At 59.2% G+C, this 22,418-nt stretch carries 20 protein-coding genes; 2 read left to right on the forward strand and 18 right to left on the reverse strand.

The window, feature by feature from the left end; all coding sequences use genetic code 11:
• Positions 1-66 precede the first annotated feature (66 nt).
• From hydA to ACTIE1_RS08830, 12 genes are all read right to left on the reverse strand, one after another.
• Positions 67-1,452 carry a dihydropyrimidinase gene (gene hydA, locus ACTIE1_RS08775; protein ID WP_439561488.1) on the reverse strand — a complete coding sequence of 462 codons (1,386 nt, stop codon included), beginning with the start codon at positions 1,450-1,452 and terminating at the stop codon, positions 67-69.
• Positions 1,453-1,493: 41 nt separating this feature from the next.
• A complete protein-coding gene (locus ACTIE1_RS08780) occupies positions 1,494-2,375 on the reverse strand; it encodes a MurR/RpiR family transcriptional regulator (protein WP_439561489.1) in 882 nt (293 codons plus the stop codon).
• 33 nt (positions 2,376-2,408) lie between these two features.
• The gene (locus ACTIE1_RS08785; RefSeq protein ID WP_439561490.1) at positions 2,409-3,152 is read right to left on the reverse strand and encodes an amino acid ABC transporter ATP-binding protein; all 744 of its coding nucleotides are present in this window, start codon (positions 3,150-3,152) and stop codon (positions 2,409-2,411) included.
• A 57-nt stretch (positions 3,153-3,209) separates the two neighbouring features.
• Positions 3,210-4,358: an amino acid ABC transporter permease gene (locus ACTIE1_RS08790; protein ID WP_439561491.1), complete on the reverse strand. Its 1,149-nt coding sequence runs from the start codon at positions 4,356-4,358 to the stop codon at positions 3,210-3,212.
• Complete coding sequence (locus ACTIE1_RS08795) at positions 4,348-5,553, reverse strand: amino acid ABC transporter permease (protein ID WP_439561492.1); 1,206 nt, start codon at positions 5,551-5,553, stop codon at positions 4,348-4,350. Before ACTIE1_RS08795 ends, ACTIE1_RS08790 begins: the two co-directional genes overlap by 11 nt.
• A 122-nt stretch (positions 5,554-5,675) precedes the next feature.
• The gene (locus ACTIE1_RS08800; RefSeq protein WP_439561493.1) at positions 5,676-6,689 is read right to left on the reverse strand and encodes an amino acid ABC transporter substrate-binding protein; all 1,014 of its coding nucleotides are present in this window, start codon (positions 6,687-6,689) and stop codon (positions 5,676-5,678) included.
• A gap of 74 nt (positions 6,690-6,763) precedes the next feature.
• Complete coding sequence (locus tag ACTIE1_RS08805; RefSeq protein WP_439561494.1) at positions 6,764-7,993, reverse strand: cysteine desulfurase-like protein; 1,230 nt, start codon at positions 7,991-7,993, stop codon at positions 6,764-6,766.
• 427 nt (positions 7,994-8,420) lie between these two features.
• Positions 8,421-9,353, reverse strand: coding sequence for an SMP-30/gluconolactonase/LRE family protein (locus ACTIE1_RS08810; protein WP_439561495.1), 933 nt, complete (start codon positions 9,351-9,353; stop codon positions 8,421-8,423).
• Complete coding sequence (locus ACTIE1_RS08815; RefSeq protein WP_439561496.1) at positions 9,350-10,288, reverse strand: ABC transporter permease; 939 nt, start codon at positions 10,286-10,288, stop codon at positions 9,350-9,352. Before ACTIE1_RS08815 ends, ACTIE1_RS08810 begins: the two co-directional genes overlap by 4 nt.
• Positions 10,285-11,232, reverse strand: a complete 948-nt coding sequence (locus ACTIE1_RS08820; protein ID WP_439561497.1) for an ABC transporter permease — start codon at positions 11,230-11,232, stop codon at positions 10,285-10,287. The genes ACTIE1_RS08815 and ACTIE1_RS08820 overlap by 4 nt, the downstream gene beginning before the upstream one ends.
• A 2-nt stretch (positions 11,233-11,234) precedes the next feature.
• A complete protein-coding gene (locus tag ACTIE1_RS08825; protein ID WP_439561498.1) occupies positions 11,235-12,665 on the reverse strand; it encodes a sugar ABC transporter ATP-binding protein in 1,431 nt (476 codons plus the stop codon).
• Between the two features lie 6 nt (positions 12,666-12,671).
• A complete protein-coding gene (locus tag ACTIE1_RS08830; RefSeq protein ID WP_439561499.1) occupies positions 12,672-13,685 on the reverse strand; it encodes an ABC transporter substrate-binding protein in 1,014 nt (337 codons plus the stop codon).
• A 225-nt stretch (positions 13,686-13,910) separates the two neighbouring features.
• On the opposite strand from ACTIE1_RS08830, the gene ACTIE1_RS08835 reads away from it, so the two are divergent.
• Both ACTIE1_RS08835 and ACTIE1_RS08840 read left to right on the forward strand, forming a co-directional pair.
• Positions 13,911-15,116: a GAF domain-containing sensor histidine kinase gene (locus ACTIE1_RS08835; RefSeq protein ID WP_439561500.1), complete on the forward strand. Its 1,206-nt coding sequence runs from the start codon at positions 13,911-13,913 to the stop codon at positions 15,114-15,116.
• The gene (locus ACTIE1_RS08840) at positions 15,113-15,862 is read left to right on the forward strand and encodes a DNA-binding response regulator (protein WP_439561501.1); all 750 of its coding nucleotides are present in this window, start codon (positions 15,113-15,115) and stop codon (positions 15,860-15,862) included. Before ACTIE1_RS08835 ends, ACTIE1_RS08840 begins: the two co-directional genes overlap by 4 nt.
• Positions 15,863-15,891: 29 nt before the next feature.
• On the opposite strand, the gene ACTIE1_RS08845 is transcribed toward ACTIE1_RS08840, so the two are convergent.
• The 6 genes from ACTIE1_RS08845 to ACTIE1_RS08870 all read right to left on the reverse strand — a co-directional run bounded on the left by ACTIE1_RS08845 (position 15,892) and on the right by ACTIE1_RS08870 (position 22,374).
• Positions 15,892-17,187: a TRAP transporter large permease gene (locus ACTIE1_RS08845; RefSeq protein WP_439561502.1), complete on the reverse strand. Its 1,296-nt coding sequence runs from the start codon at positions 17,185-17,187 to the stop codon at positions 15,892-15,894.
• Positions 17,184-17,705, reverse strand: a complete 522-nt coding sequence (locus ACTIE1_RS08850) for a TRAP transporter small permease (protein ID WP_439561503.1) — start codon at positions 17,703-17,705, stop codon at positions 17,184-17,186. Before ACTIE1_RS08850 ends, ACTIE1_RS08845 begins: the two co-directional genes overlap by 4 nt.
• 196 nt (positions 17,706-17,901) lie before the next feature.
• On the reverse strand, positions 17,902-18,909 hold the full coding sequence (locus tag ACTIE1_RS08855; protein WP_439561504.1) for a TRAP transporter substrate-binding protein: 1,008 nt from the start codon (positions 18,907-18,909) through the stop codon (positions 17,902-17,904).
• A 26-nt stretch (positions 18,910-18,935) separates the two neighbouring features.
• The gene (locus ACTIE1_RS08860; RefSeq protein WP_439561505.1) at positions 18,936-20,120 is read right to left on the reverse strand and encodes a CaiB/BaiF CoA transferase family protein; all 1,185 of its coding nucleotides are present in this window, start codon (positions 20,118-20,120) and stop codon (positions 18,936-18,938) included.
• Positions 20,117-21,214 (reverse strand): CoA transferase, encoded by a 1,098-nt coding sequence (locus ACTIE1_RS08865; RefSeq protein WP_439563342.1) that lies wholly within the window; start codon positions 21,212-21,214, stop codon positions 20,117-20,119. The genes ACTIE1_RS08860 and ACTIE1_RS08865 overlap by 4 nt, the downstream gene beginning before the upstream one ends.
• Positions 21,211-22,374 (reverse strand): CaiB/BaiF CoA transferase family protein, encoded by a 1,164-nt coding sequence (locus ACTIE1_RS08870; protein WP_439561507.1) that lies wholly within the window; start codon positions 22,372-22,374, stop codon positions 21,211-21,213. The genes ACTIE1_RS08865 and ACTIE1_RS08870 overlap by 4 nt, the downstream gene beginning before the upstream one ends.
• Between the last annotated feature and the right edge of the window lie 44 nt (positions 22,375-22,418).

Raw genomic sequence — 22,418 nt, forward strand, 5'->3', positions numbered from 1 at the left:
CGGCAGCCACACATACCCGCCATTGCGGTCTTATCGTCCCATACAGGCGCGCGCCGATCTGCTGTGTCAACCGGGTCGGAGGAGATACTCACCATCCGAACCGCTGCCCAGCAATATATCATCCTTCATCATCAACCGCCCCCGCAAGTAGACGGCAACCGGCCAGCCAGCAACCTCTAGTCCTTCATAGGGGGTATAGTCGCAGTTATCGTGCAAATCACGGTGGCGGATGGTCCGCGACACATCGGGGTTCCAAATCGTAAGATCCGCATCACTGCCAATAGCGATCGTCCCCTTCTGCGGATAAAGGCCATAAGCCTTCGCATGGTTGGTCGAGGTCAGCGCGACAAAGCGGTTCAGATCAATTCGCCCTTTCTTGACACCTTCGGAAAACAGAATTGGCATACGCGTCTCAACCCCCGGAATGCCATTCGGTATATGAACAAACGTGCCGCCGGGCCGTTTCTTGCCTGCGGTATCATCAAACCTGAACGGGCAATGGTCGGATGAAAACAAATCGAACACGCCGGTTTCAAGCCCGCGCCAGCAGGCGTCTTGCTGGTCCCGGTCACGCGGCGGGGGCGAGCATACATATTTCGCGCCTTCCCATCCATCAGCGGACAAGTCATCTTTCGTCAGCAAAAGGTATTGTGGACAGGTTTCGGCAATCACGCGCTGCCCACGGGCGCGCGCGCGCGTCACCTCGTCAATCGTCGGCCCGTTAGAGATGTGCACGATCACAACGGGCACGTCCACCACCTCGGCCAAGGTCAGGGCGCGGTGCGTGGCTTCGCGCTCTGCGGCGATGGGGCGTGTGCTGGCATGTGCCTTGGCGTGAACATTCCCGGCCTGCACATGGGCATCTGACAAGTAGCGGATGACGTCCTCATTCTCGGCATGGACCAGCATGACCGCGCCCGCCCTGCGCGCTGCATCCATAGTGGCAAGGATTTCGGCATCATTCAGGCGCATGGCTTCATAGGTCATGAACACCTTGACCGATTTGTAGCCCGCCGCAATCAGCGCGGGCAATTCCTGCCCCAGCACGGCTGGCGTCGGGTCCGTGATGATCAGGTGGAAACTGACATCTGTCAGACAGTTGTTGCGCGCCTTGGCGTGATAGGCATCAACGGCCTGGCGCAGGGACTGCCCCTTTTCCTGAAGGCAGAATGGCATAACAGTCGTATTGCCCCCGAACAGCGCGGATCGCGTGCCCGATGCAAAATCATCCGCCATTTCCACCCCCTCGCCAGAGGGTTGCGCAAGATGCACATGGCTATCTATGCCGCCGGGCATGACCAGCAGTCCCCGCGCGTCATATACTGCGGCAGCGTCGTCGGTGATCACGGCAGCCAGCTGGACGATGCGCCCGTCTGCAACACCAATGTCGCATTTGAACGTATCCGAGGCCGTCACAACTGTGCCGCCACGGACAATAAGATCAAGGCTCATGTCTATTCCTTTCAGCGGCAAACTGGCAACAGCTTCACCGATCAGGCATTGATCTGGTCCAGATCAATGCCCCCTTCCAGATGCCGCTTGCGATAGGCAATCCCCATCATCAGGGCCTGCACCACCGTCATCAGCGCGGACACCGACCGGAACCCGTGGAATTCGGCGTCCTCGATGGTCAGCAGATGCGCGCATCGTTCGGTGATCGGGCTGACGGGGCTGTCGGTAATTGCAATGATCGGGTTTCCACGCTGCCGCACCGACCGCGTAACGCTGACAGTATCATCCGCATAGGGTGGAAAACTGATTGCAATCAACAGATCATCGGGTGCCATGACCGCGGCGTGATCTTCCAGCGCGCTGCCCAGCCCCAGAATCTGGACCGACTGCACCCCCGCACGGTTCAACGCATAGGACAGGTAGGATGCAGCCGCAAAGGACCTGTCAACGCCGATCACATAGACCACACGCGCAGCAAGAATGCTGTCCACAGTTTCAGCCAGCGGCAGGTTGTCCACGCGTTCGACCAGATGATCCAGCGACGCCATATTCGCAAGACTGAAGGATTTCGTCAGCGCAATCAGATCATCGGGATCGGGCACGACCTGTTCGCCACGCGAATGGCGAATGCGTTCTTCCAGTGTGGCGGGGGCCGCGCGCTGCAAGGGCGCGCGAAACACCTTCTGCATATCGCTGAACCCGTTGAACCCCATGGCCTTCGCAAGACGCACAAAACTTGTCGCGGCAATGCCCGATTTCACAGCAAGTTGCGACACCGGACTAAGCGCCACATCATGCGGGTTACTAACAGCGTAGCCACCCGCCTCCAGCATTTTTCGGGTGAAGCGGTGACGCTCCTCCAGCAGAAGGGTGCGAAACTGCTCCAGATCATGCGGCGGGGGCAATGCTGATGCGCGGGTCATGGCCGGTGATTGCTCCATAGGGGTGCCGGGCGACTAGTGCTGAAGCACTTGCGACAGGAAAAGGCGGGCGCGATCGGACTTTGGCGCATCAAAAAATTCTTCCGGTTTGGCTTCTTCTACAATCTGTCCTTGATCCATGAAGATGACGCGGTTTGCAACCTTGCGGGCAAATGCCATCTCATGGGTGACGCACACCATGGTCATGCCCTCCTCGGCCAGTTCGACCATGACATCCAGCACTTCCTTGATCATTTCGGGGTCCAGTGCCGATGTCGGTTCATCAAACAGCATGATTTTAGGATTGGCACATAGTGACCGTGCAATCGCAACGCGCTGCTGCTGGCCGCCCGACAACTGGCCAGGGAACTTCTGCGCCTGTTCTTCAATATGGACACGTTTCAGAAAATGATGCGCCCGTTCTTCGGCTTCCTTGCGGGGGCGTTTATGGACCCAGATCTGCGCAAGTGTCAGGTTTTCCACGACGGTCAAATGCGGATAAAGATTGAAACTCTGGAACACCATACCGATTTCGGCACGCACCTGTTCCAGCCCTTTCATGTCGTCATGCACTTCGCGCCCGTTGACCAGAATGCGGCCCATCTGGTGGGTTTCCAACTGGTTCACACAACGGATCACCGTGGACTTCCCCGACCCTGAAGGCCCGCAAATGACGATCTTCTCGCCGCTTTTTACTGACAAATTGATGTTTTTCAGCACATGAAACGTGCCAAACCATTTGTTGACGTCCACGAAGCGGATCACATCATCTGTATTCATATCTGTACTGCCCGCGATTGAAGGACTGGTCCGGTTTTGTTGCATTTTGTCTTGATCCTATGTGTTGTGGCCTGTGTTCAATCGTCGCTCAAGATACATGCTGTATCGTGACAGGCCGAAACACAGCACCCAAAAGCCCATGCCCGCAAAAACATAGCCGGTTTTCGTGACCGAGGCCGACAGCCAGTTTGAATCCGCGATCCCTGCCTGAACAATGCCCAACAGGTCGAATAACCCGATGATCAGCACAAGCGTGGTGTCCTTGATGATTGCGACATAGGTGTTGACGATACCGGGGATAACAATGCGCAGGGCTTGCGGCAGGATCACGAAAATCATCATGCGCCAATAGCCCATGCCGGACGCTGTCGCTGCCTCGTACTGGCCGCGCGGAATGGCCTGCAGGCCCCCGCGAATAACCTCGGCCATCAATGCGCCGTTGAACAGGGCAACCCCCAGCAGGGCGCGCAGCAACTTGTCGAGTGTAAAGCCCTGCGGCATGAAAAGCGGCAACATGACCGATGCCATGAACAAAACGGTAATCAGCGGCACGGCGCGAAACAACTCGATGAAGGTGGTGCAGAACAACCGGATGCTTGTCATCTTCGACCGGCGACCCAACGCCAGCAATATGCCCAGCGGCAAACTGCCCACCATGCCGGAAATCGCCACAACCAAGGTCAGCATGAACCCGCCCCAGCGTGCGGTTTCCACCACCGGCAGGCCCAGAATGCCACCATACAGCAGGAAAAACGCAATCACCGGATAGACCAGAAGCGCGAAACCCAGAATCCAGCGTTTTCCGGGGGTGGCGGGAAACAGCAGCGGCAAAACCGATGCGATCAGAAGCACGAAGGTCAGATCAACGCGCCAGCGTTCGGAAACGGGATAGAACCCATACATGAACTGGCCCCAGCGCGCGTTGACGAATGCCCAGCACGCTCCGCCATTGGCCACGCAGTCGGCACGGTCGCCCACCCATGTCGCATTGCCAATGGCCCAGTTATACAACCCCGGCATGGACAGATACAGCAGATACAGCACCGCAATCGTCAACAGCCCCTGTCGCCAGTCAGGGAACAGATTGCGGTGAATCCAGTCTACGGGGCCGGTATGCACCTTCGGCGGCAAGCGCGCTTCGGCGGGCGGCAGGATGCCGGTCTGTTCGCGGATAGCCGCATTCGCGGTCAGCAACTTATCTGTCATTGCGCAAGACCCTGTAGTTAAGGAAGTTCATGACAGCCGCAATGAACAGGCTGACAGTGATATAGAAGCCCATGGCCAGCAGGATCGTCTCAACGGCCTGCCCTGTCTGGGTCAGCGTGGTGCCCGCCACGATCGAGATGATTTCCGGAAACGCGATCGCAGCCGCGAGCGAGGTGTTCTTGGCCAGCGACAGGTATTGCGTCGCCAGTGGCGGAATGATGATCCGCATGGCCTGTGGCAGGATTATCAGCCGCATCATTTCCCAGCGGCTATGGCCCATTGCGACGGCCGCTTCATACTGGCCCTTTGCGACCCCCTGAATGCCCGCGCGCACAATCTCGCCCACTGCGGCAGAAATATAGAAGGCAAGGCCCAGCAGCGCAGCCAGCATTTCAGGCAGGATGACCATGCCGCCCTGAAAGTTGAAACCGCGCAGTTCCGGCACAATCAATTCAAACTGTGCGCCGCTTACGGCCCATGCCAGCAACGGCAGGCCAATCAGCCCGCCCAACCACCACGGCCAGACCGGCCCTGCATCGCCGGTGGCATCGCGCAATTTGCGCATGCGCCGCGTCTGGATGACGCCAAGGATCAAACCAACCCCCAAGGCCGCCAGAATGGCGCTTCCGCTGGTCCCGAAAACGGGTTCCGGCATGATCAGCCCGCGATTGTTCAAAAACGCAATGCCGCCAAACTCTACGCTGTCGCGTGGCCCCGGAAGCGGGCGCAGGATTGCGAAATACCAGAAGAACAGCTGCAACAGCAGGGGAATGTTGCGGAAAATCTCGATATAGACAGTTGCAAGGCGCGCCACCAGCCAGTTGCGCGACACCCGCGCCAGCCCCAGACCAAAGCCCAGAAACGTTGCCAGCACAATGCCCAGCGCCGACAAGACAAGCGTGTTGATCACCGCAACCCAGAACCCTTGCAAATAAGTCGAGTTCGAGGAGAAGGGTATATAGCTAAGCGAGACGTCAAACCCTGCACGGTTGCCCAGAAATCCGAAACCGGATGCGATCCCTTGCCGCGACAGGTTCGCCATCGTGTTCGAGAACAGGAAATAGACAATCCAGACAAGGGCCGTCAGGAACAATAGCTGCACGGCCAATGACCGTATGCGCGCGCGCGTAAGAAAGGGCGCGCGAGGTGGGCCAGAGGGCAGATGCCCAACGCTTTGTGTAGTGGTATCGGCCATATACTGCATCTTCCAGACTGGTTCCAAAGGCAGGGTCTGCGCCCCTAAAGGACACAGGTTGCGGGACACCTATGCCGGGGTATCTTCCGGCATAGGGTCTTCGTCATGTGCGGGTTGGGGACTTACTTGATGGGCATCGCGTATTGAATGCCACCATTGGTATACAGCTCGTTCAGGCCGCGCTCCAACTCCAGCGGGGTGTTCATGCCCAGATGGCGTTCCCACAATTCACCGTAGTTCCCGACAGCGGCGATGGCTTTTGCGGACCAATCATTTTCCAGGTCCATCCATGCGCCCATATTCTCGTCGCCCACCCCCAACAGGCGGCGGATGTCGGGACCACCGTTTTCGGCCATTTCATCCATATTGTCAGATGTGACGCCCATTTCTTCGGCACCAATCAGGGCATAGACAGTCCATGTCACGATATCGAACCACTGATCATCACCATGGCGCACCACAGGGGCCAGCGGCTCTTTCGAGATGGTTTCGGGCAGCATGACATGCTCTGCAGGGTTTTCCATGACCAGCCTGCGCGCAGCAAGGCCCGACAGGTCGGACGTGTACACATCGCAGCGTCCGGCGTCATAGGCAGCCAGAACCTCGTCGGCGCGGTCAAAACGCACGGGCGAATAGCTCATGTCATTGGCGCTGAAGTAGTCGGCAAGGTTCAATTCGGTGGTTGACCCTGCCGAGACGCAGACGCTTGCGCCGTCCAGATCAAGCGCGGATGCAACGCCAAGGCTTTCGCGGACCATGAAGCCCTGCCCGTCATAGAACACAACCGGCGCGAAGTTCAGGCCCAGCGCAGTGTCGCGGTTCAGTGTGCGTGTGGTTGTGCGCGACAAGATATCGACCTCGCCCGATTGCAGCGCGGTGAAGCGTTCGGTGTTGGACAGCGGCACGAAACGAACCGCGTCCGCATCATCCAGAACAGCGGCAGCAACCGCGCGGCAGATATCGACGTCAAATCCGGTCCAGTTGCCCGCATCATCGGGGTTCGAGAAGCCGGGAACGCCCTGCGTCACACCGCAGACCACCGCGCCACGGTCGCGCACGTCCTGAAGCGTGCTGGCCTGCGCGACGCCTGCTGCAAGAACCAATGCAGAGGTTGAAAGCAAGAAGGATGTTTTCATGGTTATTTCCCTGTTGAGCTGGAGGAGAGGAGTGCCGACAAGCCCGCTCTGACCTGTCGTCCGCAAGCGCCCGATCAGCGCTGACGTTCAAGTTGGTCGATCAAACGGTCGATTTCCCCGACCGTGTTGTAATGCACCGCTGATGCGCGGATCACCCCGTCACCACTGGACAGGTTCAGGCTTTCGACCAGACGTTTGGAATGGAAATCCCCGAACCGGATGCCAATACCGGACGGGTCCACCTGACGCACCAGCGCCTCGGAGCTGCGACCATTCACAATAAAGGAAATCGTAGGCACGCGCGCGGCCCTGTCGGCCACCGCCTGTCCAAGGATCGTGACATCATCGCGTGATCGCAGATAGGCAAGCAGCCGCTCTGACAGCACGGCTTCATGATCGGCCATGATATCGAACGCCGCCTCGACAGCGGCACGGCCGGTGGCGTTCACGCCATGCGCGGCGGCGAAGGCTTCAAGATACTCGACAACACCGCGGCACCCCGCGGCGAGTTCATAATTCGCGTTGCCCGGTTCCAGCTTGTTGGGAACCTTGTCCTCGCCATAGAAGAAGTGATTTATGTTGCGCGCCTCATTTCGCAGCAAATCATAGCGGCCGAAAAGTGCGGCATGGTGCGGGCCATATACCTTGTAGACCGAAAAGACGTAGTAATCTGCGTCAAGGGCTTGCACGTCAATCGCGCGATGCGGGGCATAGGCCACGCCATCAACGCAGATTTTCGCGCCCGCCTGATGCACCAGATCGGCAATTTCACGCACCGGCATTATGGTGCCGAAGATATTGGAGGCATGTGTGACTGCAACAATCCGTGTCCGGTCATTCAGCAGGGCGCGTAGATCGTCCAGATCAGGCAGATCAACGCCGCGCGGCATTTTCCATTCACGGATTTTAATGCCGTGGGCTTCCAGCTTGCGCCAAGGACCAATATTTGCCTCATGGTCGAAATTCGTGACGACCACTTCATCACCAGCCTGCCAGCCCTGCACAAGACTGCGCGCCAGCTGATCCAGCAACTGGGTTGCGGTTGCACCCATGACGATTTCTTCGGGGCGCGCAGCATTCATGAGAGTGGCAATGGCAGCGCGGCCATCCGCAACCACAGCGCCCGCCTTTTGCGAGGCAGCGTAGCTGGCGCCAAGCTGGACACTCTCACCCGAAAGGAACGCGACAATATGGTCCACCGACTGCTTCGCCACCTGAGAGCCGCCTGCATTGTCCAAAAAGACAGTGCCGTGCTGTAACCCCGGAAAGCACTTGCGCACGAAGCCCATATTGATTGATGGCATAGCGTCATCCTTTCTGATTCCTTGACCCGATACAAAATGAAATATTTTTCAAAGGCAAAATAAAAATGAAATATTTCATTTAACACTTGTCGTCATACCAGCCGATATGCACGGAATTTCACCATCGGCGCATTATTCGCAGCTCTTTTGTGGGTGAAGGCAGATAACCCGTTCGGGTTGGCGCGGGGTGGGCCCGCTAAGCAGCGTGGCGCATCGCTGACAGACATGGAAAGGCAGATGGCACACCGCTATGGATGAAGCCCTGCATCTTGCGGGTCATTTTCAATCCGGACCTGCGCCAGCAGGTTCGGACCGGCGGGCGATATCGTCGTTATTGGTGGTGCGCAACAATACTGATGCCGTCATCCCGTAATCTGGTGTCGCATTGTTTCCAGCCGCAAGGGGAACAAATGCCCCGCCGCGATTGTCACACCGGTCCTGCGCCCCGCGTCCACGGCTCTGCGCCCTTTATGTCCACGAAGATGCAATAGACTGATGTGGTTGCAGTGATGAACAGCCGGTGACCATCAGTCCCGCCAAAACACAGGTTTGCCACCACTTCAGGCACCAGTATCTTGCCCAACAGGCGACCGTCGGGCGCAAAACAATGCACACCGTCTGCCGCCGATGACCAGAGGTTTCCCGCCTCGTCTGTCCGGATGCCATCCGGCAGGCCGTGGTCAATATGGGCAAATACGCCTGCATCGGTCAGCGTGCCGCCTGCAACATCAAACTGGCGAATTACAGAAGGCACGCTGTCGTCATGGCTAGATCCGCTTTCGGCAATATAAAGGCGGGTCTCGTCGGGCGAAAAGCACAACCCGTTCGGTTGCACGAAATCGGATACGACCGGCAATGTGATACCGGTTTCGGGATCAATTCGGAACACATGCCGCGCATCCTGTTCGGAATCGCTGCGCCGCCCCTCGAAATTGGAATCGATGCCATAGGTGGGGTCTGTGAACCACACTGCGCCGTCCGAACTGACAACCACATCATTGGGCGAATTCAGCCGCCGCCCCTGATAGGTGCATGCCAGCACGGTCAGGCTGCCATCATGTTCAGTGCGGGCGACATCGCGTGGTCCGTGGCGGCAACCGACCAGACGCCCCTGCCTGTCGCGCGTATTGCCATTGTTGAAGCCGGCCCCCTGCCGGAACAGTGTTACCCCGTCGGGCGACCAACGCATAATGCGTTGGGACGGGATGTCGGAAAACAGCAGGCAGCCATGATCCCCGAACCATACCGGCCCTTCTACCCAAGTGAACCCTGTAGCAACCCGTTCCAGCTGTGACATGGGGTGAACAAGCGACGCGAAGGCAGCGTCATGGATTTCCAGATGCGGCGGTGTCGAGATCATGCGCGCGCCCTCCGGGTGCTGGCAACAATGACAATTCCGATGATGATCGCGCCGGTCAGAACAAGCCGCACGCCCGCGCCGAAGCCATAGGAATTCAGCATCGACACAACAAGAAACATGAACAGCGCACCGCCCCAGACCCCCGGCACATTGGAATTGCCCCCCGCGATGGATGTGCCGCCAATGACCACCACCGCGATCGACATCAGCAAATATTCCTGACCCATATTCAGCGAAGCCCCGCCTGAAAAGCTGGCAAGCAGATACCCCGCCACCGCAGCCAGAACGGAAACTGCAAGATAGGTGACGGCGCGCACCATCTGGACCGGAACACCCGCCAGCCGTGCCGCGCGCATGTTCTGCCCCGATGCCAGCAGCCACCGCCCCCAGATGCTGCGTTCCAGCACCACCCAGACCACCAGTGCCAGCACCAACCCCACCAGCGCAACATTCGGCACGCCAAACGCACGCCCTGTGGCGAAATCAGCAAGCGCTTCGGGCGGGCGGATCCGCAGCCCGCGGTTGGACCAGATCGCGACCGATTGATATACAAGCGAAGCGGCCAGCGTCGCAATAATGGGCGGCAAACGCAGCAAATAGATCAGCGCGAAATTGGCGCCTCCCGCCCCCAGCCCGACTGCGACTGCAACCCCCAAGCCCCACAGTTCAGTGCCGGGGACTGACCCCATCGCCTTCAGCGCCAGCGTGCCCGACAAAGTCATCACGGCTGGGATCGACAGATCGACATTGCCCGGCCCCAGCGTGATCACCATCATCTGGCCCAGCCCGACAATGGCAGCAAAGGCCCCGAATGACAGCGCGGCATAGGCAAGCTCGCCCGCGCCGCGCCCTTCTGTCAGCAGCATTGTCAGCAGGAATGCGCCAGCGGCGGCAAGCCATGACCATATCCATGGGCGTGAAATAAGCGTGTTCATATGCCCCCCGACCCGTCGCGTGCGTTGCGTCGCGTGAACAGAAGCCGTGCCATCAGCACAAGGATCAGAATTGCGCCCTGCGCGCCAATCTGCCAGTCGGGTGACAGGCGCAAAAAGCTAAGGAACGACGCCGCCAGCGTCAGCGTCAACGCGCCGATAACAGCGCCCACCGGACTGATCTTGCCGCCGGTAAATTCACCCCCGCCAAGGATGACGCCTGCAATGGACAGAAGCGTGTAGCGCAGCGCGATATTGGCATCGGCCGAAGTTGTCAGCCCGACCAGCGCCATACCCGCCAGAACGCCGAACAATCCCGCCAGACCATAGGCCAGCGCCTTCAGCCGGATCACCGGCCAGCCCGCGCGCGCGACAGACCGCGCATTTCCCCCCACACCGCGCAGCACAGTGCCAATGCCGGACCGGATTATCAGCAAATGCGCCACTGTCGCGATCACCACAGACGCCACAACGGCCATCGGCACCATGGGCGGGGTTGATGTCATCAACCCGCGTAACCAGCCCGGGCTGGCCCCGCCCGGTGTGGGCAGGATGAACAATGCAAGCCCGCCCCAGACAAAAGACATGCCCAATGTCACCACGATTGCAGGCAGTTCCAGCCGGTGGATCACCGCGCCCATCACCGCATATGCGGCGACCAGACCGGCCAGCACCGCCACGCCCAGCGCGGGCTGGTCATTCAACAGTGTCGCCGTAACGCAAGCGGCCAGACTGACAAAAGCCCCCACCGAAAGGTCAATGTCCTCGACCATCATGATGCACATCTGTGCAATCGTAGCCAGCGCGATGGGCACGGCCAGATTGAACAACAGATTCACCCCGAAATAACTCATGGTGCGGGGCTGCATGTAGAATGTCGCCGCCAGCAGCAGTGCCAGCGACAGCACAGGCAGCAAAATACGATACTTAGAAAATAACCTGCGCATGCTCATGCGTCCTGCATTTCAAAAGACGCGCGCAGGATGCCTTCCTCGGTGATCGCATCACCGGTCAGTTCTGCCGAAATCCGGCCGTTGCGGAACACGAAAACACGGTCGCACTGGCAAACCTCGTCGGTTTCGGTCGAATACCACAAAAAGGTGCGTCCCTTTGCGGCCTCGGTTCGGATCATTGCGTAAACGCCCTGCTTTGTCCCGACATCGACCCCGCGCATGGGGTCGTCCATCACCACCACCGGCGCAGTCGATGCCAATGCACGCGCAAACAGCACCTTCTGCTGATTGCCCCCAGACAGGGACAGTATGTTGTTGGCCAGATCGCCGGTGCGGATGCCGATGCGTTGCTTCCAGTCCTTGGCAAGGACAGTTTCGGCGCGTTGGTCAACCAGCCCGCGCCGTGTAAACTGCTGCAGGACGCCAATAGATATGTTGCGCAGGATCGACCACAGGGGCAAAATGCCATCATGGGTGCGATCACCGGCGACAAACACCATTTGCGGGTCACGACGCGCACGCCATGCCGACGTGGCGCCCAGATACAGATGCGCAAGCGCCTGCGCCTGCCCGTGACCTGCCAACCCTGAAAGACCCACGATTTCGCCTTTGCGCGCCGCCAGTCCGTCATCGGTGCGCACGACTTCAGGCCCGAAATCGCGCGCGACAGCGGTGGTGGCAGTGTCATCCGCGACATGGCCCATAGCATCCACCAGCCCCTGCCGCGTGAAATCAGCAACTGGGCGGTCGGCCACGACCTTGCCATCGCGCATGACCAGAATGCGCGATGCAACGGCAAACACCTCGCCCATCATATGCGAAATGAAAATGACCGCTCCGCCCTGCTCACAGAACTGACGGACATAGGCTACCAACTGGTCTGCAATCGCCGCGTCCAGTGATGATGTCGGTTCATCAAGGATGACCAGCCGCACATCCTGCCCGCGCGGGGCGAACCCGATGGCGATCTCAACCATCTGGCGTTCGGCAATGCCCAATTCCTCGACAGGTGTTTCGGTGTCAATTCCATGACCGGGAAAGACCGCATCAAGTGTGCGCGCAATTTCGGCGCGGGCCGCACGCCGCCAGCCCGGCCCGCGCAAGCCCGAATGGGAAATACGCAGGTTTTCCGCAACCGTCAGGTTGGGACAAAGCGACAATTCCTGAAACACCGACCGCACACCCGCAACAAGCGCGGTATCTGCACCGGATGCGGGAAAATCAACGCGCCCCGCTGTGGGGGACAGCCCGCCATTCACAACATTGACAAGCGTGGATTTCCCCGCCCCGTTATGCCCCACAAGCCCAAGGCATTCCCCCGGCCTGATCGACAGGCTGACACCGTCAAGCGCCCTGACCGCGCCAAACGACTTGGCTGCATCGGTCAGGGCAACAATCGGCGCATTATCTTGCGCTTCTGCGGACATGTCGTGTCAGTCCGCCTCGGCGATCACGGCGCGCGCATCGTCAAGCGAGTAGGTGACATTGGCCACCGATCCCGCAGGCGTTTGCGCCAGCGTTTCATCAAGCGTGTCTTGCGTGACCTTCAGGAACGGCACGGTCAGGTCCTTGGGCACGTCCTGCCCGTCAAGGATCTGTTGTGCCACCCAGAATGCCAGCGTGGCCACGCCCGGTGCGATTGACAGCGACAGCGTTTCATAGCCATTGGCATCGCGCTGGTCCGCCCACCACTGCATTTCGTCCTGACGGTTGCCCAGCACGATGATGGGCATATCACGGCCTGCCGCGCGGATGGCCTGCGCAGCGCCGTAGCCATCGCCACCCTGTGTTACGACACCGGCAATCTCGGGCAGTGATGGCAGAATGCCGGAAACGGCACGCTGCGCGACTTCTTGCGCCCAATCACCATGAACCGCACCGACGATGTCAAACTGGCTGTGTTGCGCGACACCGTCATGAATGCCTGCCGAAATCTCGTCATCGACGAACACACCGGCAAGACCGCGTATTTCCAGCAGGTTCCCGCCATCAGGCAGTCGGCTGGCAAGATAGTCAACCTGTTCGCGGCCCATTTGTTGAAAATCAACCGCGATGCGCCACGCGCAGGGTTCCGTGACAATGCCATCAAAGCTGACGACGACAAGTCCTGCATTGCAGGCTTCGGCCACCGCGCCATTCAGCGCAGTCGGCGATGCTGCATTCAGCACAATGGCGTCATAGCCCTGCAAAATCAGATTCTGGATCTGTGCCGCTTGTTCAGTGGCCTGATTTTCAGATGTGGTGAACGCATCAGCTGCCGCCACAACACCGTCCTGCGCCGCAGCACCTGCGATTTCGGACCAGGATTCCAGCATTGCCTGACGCCAGGAATTGCCAGCATAGTTGTTGGACAGCGCGATGCGCTTGTCACTGGTATCGGCATGCACCGGCGCAATACTTGCCATCATGGCAAATGTTGCCGCACCCAGAAGTGTGGTATTCCTCATGTTTCCTCCCTTCGCATGCAGCGAATTGCCGACATGCTCCTCCCTGTCGTGGCCCGGATATACCGAGCGTGGGAAAATGCTATGGAGGCCGGTCAGATCTGTAAAGACAGGAAGCCGCATATCTGTTGCGGGTTCCCGCATGTCAGGTGCGGATTCGGTTATTCCTTTCTGCATTACAGGGCTATATGCTTGCGGATACGCGCAACCACGTCAGGGAGGAAGCCTGTGTCCACCGCATCAGCCCCGCAGGCACCGGCCGGACATGATGTCTTTGCGCGTATCTCGGGCCATCTGGCAGGCGAAACCGAGATCCCGTCGGCGCTGGCTGCGGTCGCAGATGAAATTGCGTCACTGATCCCGTTCACGCATGCAGATATCTGCCTCAACGACTCGCCCGGCTGGACAGTCAGCTATGAGGTTGGCATCACCACAAGCTGGTCTCGCAAGCGCACCCGCGTGCAGAATTCGCCGGTTCGCGACCTACTGAGCGCAAGATGTGACGCGATGCTGACCGAGGATGCGACCCAAGACCCGCGCTATACGTTTGCCGGTGCCCGCTGCGAGCCGATTTTTCGCCATGACCTTCGGTCGCGGGTAAATGTGCCCTTGAAAATCATGGGCAGGGTGATTGGCACGCTAAATATCTCGCATAATGCGCGCGGTCTTTATGATGCGGCAACCGTGACGCGGGCGCGCCATCTGGCGGATATGCTGGCCCCTTATTTCCACGCCCTGCACGCGTCCGAGAAGGCGCAGCAGGTGGCGCGCGCACGGGCCGAGGCACAGGCGCGCGAAGAAGGGCTGCGGCAAGGCGCGCTGGACCTGACGCAGGAACTGGAACGCGAACGCCAGCGCATAGGAATGGACCTGCATGACCAGACGCTGGCCGACCTGACGCGCTTGCTGCGCGATCTGACGACAGACACCACGACGCCGGACCGGCAGGTGCTGGCTGAACGCCTTGGGCACTGTATTGATGATCTGCGCCGGATCATCGACACGGCTGTGCCCACATTGCTGGAGCTATTCGGCTTTGCCCATGCGGTCAGGGTCCACCTGGAACGGGCCACAGGTCATGCGCCCGTGTTGGTTGATGTGGATGACCGCACGGACAACACCCCCGACCGGCTGGACACAACCACGCGCACCGCATTGTTTCGTATCACACAAGAGGCGATCAACAACACGGCGCGCCATTCCGGTGCCACGCGCATTGACGTCGTGATCGACCGCGACCCCGCCGGACGTCTGCGCCTGACCGTGCAGGACAACGGCTGCGGGTTTTCGGCCACGACTGCTGGCAGGCAGTCGGGCCTGTCGCATATGCGCACCCGTGCCCGCCTGATCGATGCCGATCTGGAAATACTGGAAAATGCGGGCACATGTGTCGTGGTGACGCTGCGCACAACCGGAAAGGAGGGCCGCACATGAAGGTTCTGATTGTCGAGGATGACCAGTTCCACGCGTCCTATCTTCAGGACACCCTGGCCGAGGCACTGCCCGAAGTTACCGAGACACTTCACGCTGTGGACGGGCTTGCAGGAACCACAGAAGCCCGCGCGGGACGGATCGAAGCGGTGGTGATGGATTTGCAGATGGACCAGCAAAACGGCATCGAGGCCGCGCGCACCATCTGGTCGGAACGGCCCGATACCCGCATCCTGTTCTGGTCCAACTATTCGGACGAGGCGTATTTGCGCGGTATCAGCCAGATCGTCCCCGAAGACAGCGCCTATGGATATGTCCTGAAAACCGCGACACGCGAACGGCTGAAACTTGCACTGCGCGCGGTTCTGATTGAGGGGCAAATCATGGTGGACCGCGAAATCCACCGCTTCCAGCGCCGCATCACATTGCCGCGCAATGCACTGGATGACAGCGAATATGCCGTGCTTCTGGATCTTGCGCTTGGTCTGCAAGACCGCAGCATTGCCGAACGGCGGGGTATGTCGTTGCGCACCGTGCAAAACCGGCTGTTGTCACTGTACGAGAAGCTTGGTGTGCTGGATGATGACGTTGATGATACAACAGGTGGTACGGTGTTCAACAAGCGGGTGCGCGCACTTAACCGTGCAATAGCCATGCGAATCCTGAATGCCGAACTGCTGGAAACATCGCAGCGCGATTTTGACCGCTGGCGCGCACGGCGCACGGTCCGAAGGGTGCCGGCGCGGTGAACGAACACAATGTCTACGGCGTTAGCCCGTCACAGGCTTGGCAACCAAAGAACCAGAATTGGAAACGCAAGCAAGAGTGCCACATGCAAGATATCCGCGCCCACGAAAGGATATGCGCCCTTGAAGATCTTGTTCAATGGCACGTCCCGCGCGACCCCTGACAGGATATAGACATTCATGCCGACCGGCGGCGTGATCAACGCAATCTCGGTCATGCGCACAACAAGGACACCGAACAAGATGGCATCGAACCCAAGGCCGGTCACAAGCGGGAAAAACAGCGGCACGGTCAGGGTCATCATGGCAGATGCGTCCAAAACCATGCCAAGCACCAGATAGACCGCAAGGATCAACAGCAGAATTGTCATCGGCGCAAAGCCGCTATTGCTGACAAAATCCACAATATGCAGGGGAATTCTGGTAACAGTGATAAAGCTGTTGAACACCAGCGCCCCGAACAGGATTCCGAAGATCATGCCCGTGGTTTTGACCGTCGCATAGATGGCTGTGCGGGCCGTTTCCCATGTCAGGCGGCGGCGGGCGGCTGTGATGACAATGGCCCCGAAGGCCCCGATTGCGCCTGCTTCTGTCGGCGTGAACCACCCGAAGATGATCCCCCCCATGACCAGACCGAACAGGGCGATCACTTCGCCGGTGGTTTTGAAACTGGCGAGTTTCTCGCGCAGTGTGTATTTGGGGCCGCGCGGTCCGGCGTCCGGATTGATGCGGCAAATTATTGCAATCGTGATGATATAGAAAAGCGCCAGCAGAATACCGGGTATAATACCCGCTGCAAACATCGCCCCGATAGAGGTTTCGGTAAGAATGCCGTAAATGATGAACATACCCGATGGCGGTATCAGTGCGCCGATCGTGCCGCCCGCAACCACGCTGCCGGAGGCAAGTGACAGATCGTATTTGTGTTTGCGCATCTCTGGCATTGCGACCAGCCCCATCGTGGCGGTTGTCGCCAGACTGGACGCGCTTACCGACGCGAACCCCGCCGACGCCCCGATGGTCGCCATGGCCAGCCCGCCACGCCTGCGGCCCATCCATTTCGCCGCGAAATCATAGATATCCCTGCCAATTCCTGACGCAAACATAAGATGCGCCATAAACAGGAACAGCGGAATTGTCCCGATCGCATGATTGGTCACAATGCCATAGGTCGTGACGCCGATCCGCACCACAGCGGCGTCGAAACTGATGATTGCGGCAAATCCCGCAAAACCCACCAACCCCATTGCAAAACCGATCGGCATGCCCGCCGCGATGAAGGCAAAGACGATGGCGAGCCCGATAAAACCGATAGCGACAGTGCTCATAGTTTGTTTTCCAGCTTCTCTGGTGTGTTGATGCTGTCATCATGCCCAAGGAACAACTGAATCACCTTGAAAAGCAGTGTCACACAGATCAGGACCATGGCGGTTGCCATCATCCATCTGAATGGCGCGACAGGGATGTTGATAATCGGGGACAACTCCCCCTGCGCGCCGCGTCTGATGGCTTCGCGTATGGTGGCAAGGGCAACCGCCATCCAGAACAATGCGCCCAGCGCCAGCATGATGCCCTTCAGCGACAGACGAAAACGCCGGTGGTGCAACACGTCAACAAACAAGGTGACGCGCATATGCTCGTTCTGCATGGTCGCATAGGCCAGCGCAAAGCTGATGGCAGGGATCAGCAACAACTCTGCCAGCGCATAGGTTCCGGGGAACGCAATGCCAATGGCACGAAAGACCACAGTCACGACAGTCAACACCATCAGGGCCAGAATGCCGCCGACGGCGATCAAGCCCGATATTCGGCTAAGTAGTTCCAAAAGGCGCTGGCCATGACGCATGAATTTTCACCCCGGCTAAAGCAGTTTCAGAAAAAGCCGACAGGCTTTTCCGGTTCGACATTGCCCCGAAACAAGACATCAAGGCGTTCTTTGGCGCAACAAGACACCAAAACGCCTTGGTCTTGCAGCGCATCGCCACGCGGAACGGGCAAGTGGAACGGGGCAACACATGCCCCGTTCACATCCGCCTACGCGATCAGTCCCGACCGGCACGCACGCGTTCAAGAACCTCGCTGCCGGGCAGGCCCATGCCATCCAGTCGTTGCGCGGTCGCACGCGCGGGTTCTGCAAAGGCTTCTGAATACTCGGCAATGACGCTTTCATCGACTGCGTTGAACACGACCCCCATTTCCTCGCCATATGCGCGACCGGCTTCTTCCGACCCTTCGGCAAGTTCATAGGTCGTCGTGGTCAGCCACAGGATATTGTCCTCGAATACCTGTTGAATATCCTCTGGCAGGGTGGCCCAGACATTGCCATTCATTGCCCGCGAAGGATAGGCGCCACGGCTATGAGGCAGTTCGGAATAATAGTTGATGACTTCAGCAAAACTAAGCGAGCGCAGCGCCTCGTATGGGGCAATCACACCGTCCAGAACCCCGCGTTCCAACCCGGGATAGGTGTCTGTCATGGGCATGGTGACACCTTCTGCACCGAAACTGGCCAGTGCGCCCACATAGTCAACCGCGGACCGGATACGCAGCCCTTGCAAGTCGCTGATCTGCTCAAAAGGACGGTCCCGCAGCATCAGGTGCATGGGCGTGCCGACATTGAAGCCCAGAACCTTCACGCCGTCCAGTTCTTCCTCGAATTGCGGAAACTCGTTCCACAACTCCAGATACACGTCCAGCACATCCAGCGCGTCCTCATAGCCATAGAAAAATGATGGTGTCAGACGCGACAATTCATATCCCGAACTTGCGTAGATCGGCGCGATATAGGCCATATCCGCGACACCTGCGGCCAGTTCGTCAATGCCTTCGCGGCTGGTAATCAGCGACCGCCCCCAGAAGGGCGTGATTTCGACGCGCCCGTCTGTCTGTTCATGAATCCTGTCAATCCATGCCTGATCCGCCTCGCCATATGGATGGGTCGGCCCGTAGGGCGAGGCATAGCTCAGCCGGAATTCCTGCGCTGTGGCCATACCCAGCCCCAAAAGTGTAACAAGACCAGCGGTTAGGCCTGTTTTCGTCAAATGTGCCATCGTTTCCTCCCGATTTGATGGTTAGCTTAAAATTCACCCCCGAAGGCACCGGCTTCTGCCAAGGCGTTGATATCCTGAGCATTCAGGCCAGCGGCCAGCAATATGCTGTCCCTGTCCTGTCCGGGCATCGGGGCAAGATTTCTGATTTTTGCAGGCGTCTTGGTCAGTTTGACGGGCGTTCCGATCTGGCGCAGCATGCGCCCTGTGTCGGAACGCGCCGACACCACCATACCGCGCGCCAGATTATGGCTGTCGTCAAGTGCATCGCCAACGTCATGCACGGGGCTGAACTGTGTTTGCGCATCATCAAACAGCGTGATCCACTGCGCGCGGGTGCGCGTCAGGAAAATATCCTGCAACTCTGCGCGGATTGCGGGCCATGACGCGATATCATGTTGCAAGGTCGCGAATTCGGGCTTGCCGACAGCATCGCAAAAGCGTCGCCAATAGCGTGGTTCCATGTCTGTCGTGACAATGAATTTGTCATCCTTGGTGCGCCACAACCCCATATCCGCGCGCCGCATGCCGCGCGGCGGTATGGTCGCCGTATCCGGATGGCGCGACAGGACATTGACCAGCAACGACATGGAACAATCACTCATGGCGATATCGACATGCTGTCCGTTGCCATCTGCCTGACGTGCAATCACAGCCGCCAGAATACCGAATGCGGCATGCGTCCCCGTCACGATATCTGCAACCGGCACCCCCGCGAATGAAGGGGCGTCAGGGTTTTCCCCGATCCGTGACAATGCCCCCGACATGGCCAGCGCAACAGGGTCATGTCCGGGCTTGTCGCGGCATGGTCCGGTGTGCCCGCACAGCGTTACACTGCAATAGATCAGGCGCGGATTGATCTGCGCCAGCGTGTCATAGTCCAGCCCCAGACTGGCCATGACACCGGGCCGGTAATCTTCGACCATGATATCCGCGTCCTGCACCAGCCGCTTGATAAGCGCCTGCGCGTCGGCATTTCCGATATCCAGTTTCAGCGATGCCTTGTTGCGTGACAGGATGTCATTCTGGCGCATTTCGGCACGCTGGGGTGCATCCAGTTTGTCCCAGCCGAAAACCTTGGCCTGTTTGTCCAGTTCGCGCGGGTTTTCGACCCGTGTAACCTCGGCCCCCATATCGGCCAGCAGCCAGGTGCAATAGGGGCCGGGCAACAGGCGGGAGAAATCCAGAACCTTCAGGCCATGCAAGGCAGTCATTCCAATGCCCCCCAGCCGGCAAATTCATCCAGCGCCTGTTCGGCGCGGAACATACGGGCGGGAACCGGCCCGCCAGCCCCGTGCCCGAACAATGGCGCAGGCAGCGCTACTGTGCCAGCGTCACTTGCGATTGGCACAAACAAGCCACGCGCGGCCAGATGGTCACTGTCCCGCACCTCATCCAGATCATGGATAACCGAAAGCCCCCACCCCAGCGTCAGCGACCATTCCCCAAGCTGCGCCTTGGTGTGGCGCGCGAAAAACCCCTCGATAATGGTTTCCCATCTGTCGATCACATCCTGGGGCATATCCGCGACAAGGATACCCGCCCAATCCACCTGCGCCAGTTCGCCCGCGGCATCGTGCTGTTCCAGAACCTTGACAACAGCGCGCATCATGTTCGGATTGTCGATCATGGACCATGTCACATAGCCATCTGCACAGGGCCAGACCTGCCGCACGCCCGATTTGCCGCGCACCAGACGGTTACCGGTGCGCCCGCCTATGCGTCCGGTCCATTCATACATGATGGCTTCGCGGTAATTCGCCAATGTCGTGGCCTGCAAGGCGCTGACATCAACCCGCTGCCCGCGCCCCGTGCGGTGACGTGCATGAAGGGCCATCAAGGCGCCGGTGGCAACCTGTATTCCTGTCAGCGCATAGGCCTGCTCGCCCGGCAGTCGCAACGGCGGGCGGTCCGGATCGCCGGTAATGTGCATCAAGCCGCTTTGCGCCATCAGCGTCAGGTCGGTCGCCGCATGCCCGCTGCGCGGCCCGCTTGCGCTATAGGGGCTGGCGACAACATGGATCAGGCGGTCATGGCCTAGCAGCATGGCATCGGGAATAATGGCACCGCGCCTGCGATCCTCCAGCAGAATATCGGCATCCTGCAAAAGGGGTGCCAGATCCGAAATGTCATCCGGCCAGCTGGCACGGTGTTTGCCATGCCTCCACGCAATTTCCTGTGCAGCCGTGCGCGGCGCGCCTCGCGACAGGCTGACGACCGTCGCGCCAAGTTCCGCCAGCATCCGGCCACCCAGATCAACCAACCCGTCAGCCAGCTCCAACACACGAAGTCCTTGCAACTGGCTCATGCTATGACCCCCAAGGATGTCAATTCACCCAACTGCGCGGCAGAAAGTCCCAATATGCCTGACAGCACATGTTCATTATCGGCCCCCAGACACGGTGCCGCGCTGACAACGGGCGGGGTTTGCGAAAACGTCATCGGGGGGGCGGGCATCATGCTTTCGCCCAAAACAGGATGCCGGACAGGAACAAAATGGCCTGCGGCACGCAATTCGGGGTCTTCAAACACATCGCGGCCGTTCTGAACCGCAGCCGCTGGCACACCGGCAGCGGCAAGCGCCGACAGCAGCGCATCACGGTCCCATGAAGCCGTGGCCTCTGCAATGGTGCGGTCCAGCCTGTCCTGCTGCGCGATCCGTTCTTGCGCGGTTTCCAGCCGTGGGTCAGATGGCAGTTGCAGGACGTTGGCAAGACTGCGCCACTGCGCATCTGTTTCCGCAGCAATGGCGATCCATTCATCCTTGTCCTTGCAGGGGAAAACCCCGTGCGGCGCAATCAACGGGTCCGAATTTCCGGTTTTTGTCGCGTCCGGGTCTGCAAACAAATCGGCAATAACATGCACCATCGGTTCAATCTGCGAAATGTCCAGATGCTGGCCCTGTTTCGTTCGGGTGCGGTATTCAAGGGCGGCAAGAATTGCCACGGTTGCGAACATCGGGGCCACGACATCGCCATAGGCAAGCGGTGGCATATGCGGGGGACGGTCGGGCCACCCCGACAGCGCGGCATGACCGGAATGCGCTGCAGCGGAATTGCCGTATCCTCGAAACCCCGCCATTGGCCCGCTGCGCCCTGCGACTGACACGCTGGCCAGAATGATATCAGGCTTGATCCGGCGCAGTTCATCAAACCCCAGACCGATACGTTCCATATATCCGGGGCCGAAATTCTCGACCACAACATCTGCCCATGCAACCAGCCTGCGCGCCAGATCAACGCCGCGCGGGTCGGACAGGTTCAATGTGACGCTTTTTTTCGATGTGTTCGACTGCGCAAAGAAAGCAGAGCCATCGTGGTCTTTCGGGCTACCGGCAAAAGGGGGGGAACGCCGGCCCAGATCCAGCCTGCGCGCGGATTCTATCTTGATGACCGTCGCGCCATTATCGGCCAGATCCTTGGTCGCGCGCGGTCCCGCCCCGACCCAACTGAAGTCTGCTATCTTCACACCTTCCAGAGCGCGCATAATTCCCCCCAAATCCGCACAATCAA

The sequence above is a fragment of the Roseinatronobacter sp. genome (assembly GCF_051859525.1).
In the GTDB taxonomy this organism is placed as follows: domain Bacteria; phylum Pseudomonadota; class Alphaproteobacteria; order Rhodobacterales; family Rhodobacteraceae; genus Roseinatronobacter.

Excerpts from the sequence above, each read along its gene's own strand:
- ACTIE1_RS08800 (WP_439561493.1), bottom strand. The coding sequence starts at position 6,689 with ATGAAAACATCCTTCTTGCTTTCAACCTCTGCATTGGTTCTTGCAGCA.
- ACTIE1_RS08815 (WP_439561496.1), bottom strand. The coding sequence starts at position 10,288 with ATGAACACGCTTATTTCACGCCCATGGATATGGTCATGGCTTGCCGCC.
- hydA (WP_439561488.1), bottom strand. The coding sequence starts at position 1,452 with ATGAGCCTTGATCTTATTGTCCGTGGCGGCACAGTTGTGACGGCCTCG.
- ACTIE1_RS08780 (WP_439561489.1), bottom strand. The coding sequence starts at position 2,375 with ATGACCCGCGCATCAGCATTGCCCCCGCCGCATGATCTGGAGCAGTTT.
- ACTIE1_RS08860 (WP_439561505.1), bottom strand. The coding sequence starts at position 20,120 with ATGACTGCCTTGCATGGCCTGAAGGTTCTGGATTTCTCCCGCCTGTTG.
- ACTIE1_RS08820 (WP_439561497.1), bottom strand. The coding sequence starts at position 11,232 with ATGCGCAGGTTATTTTCTAAGTATCGTATTTTGCTGCCTGTGCTGTCG.
- ACTIE1_RS08850 (WP_439561503.1), bottom strand. The coding sequence starts at position 17,705 with ATGCGTCATGGCCAGCGCCTTTTGGAACTACTTAGCCGAATATCGGGC.
- ACTIE1_RS08855 (WP_439561504.1), bottom strand. The coding sequence starts at position 18,909 with ATGGCACATTTGACGAAAACAGGCCTAACCGCTGGTCTTGTTACACTT.
- ACTIE1_RS08810 (WP_439561495.1), bottom strand. The coding sequence starts at position 9,353 with ATGATCTCGACACCGCCGCATCTGGAAATCCATGACGCTGCCTTCGCG.
- ACTIE1_RS08825 (WP_439561498.1), bottom strand. The coding sequence starts at position 12,665 with ATGTCCGCAGAAGCGCAAGATAATGCGCCGATTGTTGCCCTGACCGAT.
- ACTIE1_RS08865 (WP_439563342.1), bottom strand. The coding sequence starts at position 21,214 with ATGAGCCAGTTGCAAGGACTTCGTGTGTTGGAGCTGGCTGACGGGTTG.
- ACTIE1_RS08830 (WP_439561499.1), bottom strand. The coding sequence starts at position 13,685 with ATGAGGAATACCACACTTCTGGGTGCGGCAACATTTGCCATGATGGCA.
- ACTIE1_RS08795 (WP_439561492.1), bottom strand. The coding sequence starts at position 5,553 with ATGGCCGATACCACTACACAAAGCGTTGGGCATCTGCCCTCTGGCCCA.
- ACTIE1_RS08785 (WP_439561490.1), bottom strand. The coding sequence starts at position 3,152 with ATGAATACAGATGATGTGATCCGCTTCGTGGACGTCAACAAATGGTTT.
- ACTIE1_RS08840 (WP_439561501.1), top strand. The coding sequence starts at position 15,113 with ATGAAGGTTCTGATTGTCGAGGATGACCAGTTCCACGCGTCCTATCTT.
- ACTIE1_RS08805 (WP_439561494.1), bottom strand. The coding sequence starts at position 7,993 with ATGCCATCAATCAATATGGGCTTCGTGCGCAAGTGCTTTCCGGGGTTA.
- ACTIE1_RS08790 (WP_439561491.1), bottom strand. The coding sequence starts at position 4,358 with ATGACAGATAAGTTGCTGACCGCGAATGCGGCTATCCGCGAACAGACC.
- ACTIE1_RS08845 (WP_439561502.1), bottom strand. The coding sequence starts at position 17,187 with ATGAGCACTGTCGCTATCGGTTTTATCGGGCTCGCCATCGTCTTTGCC.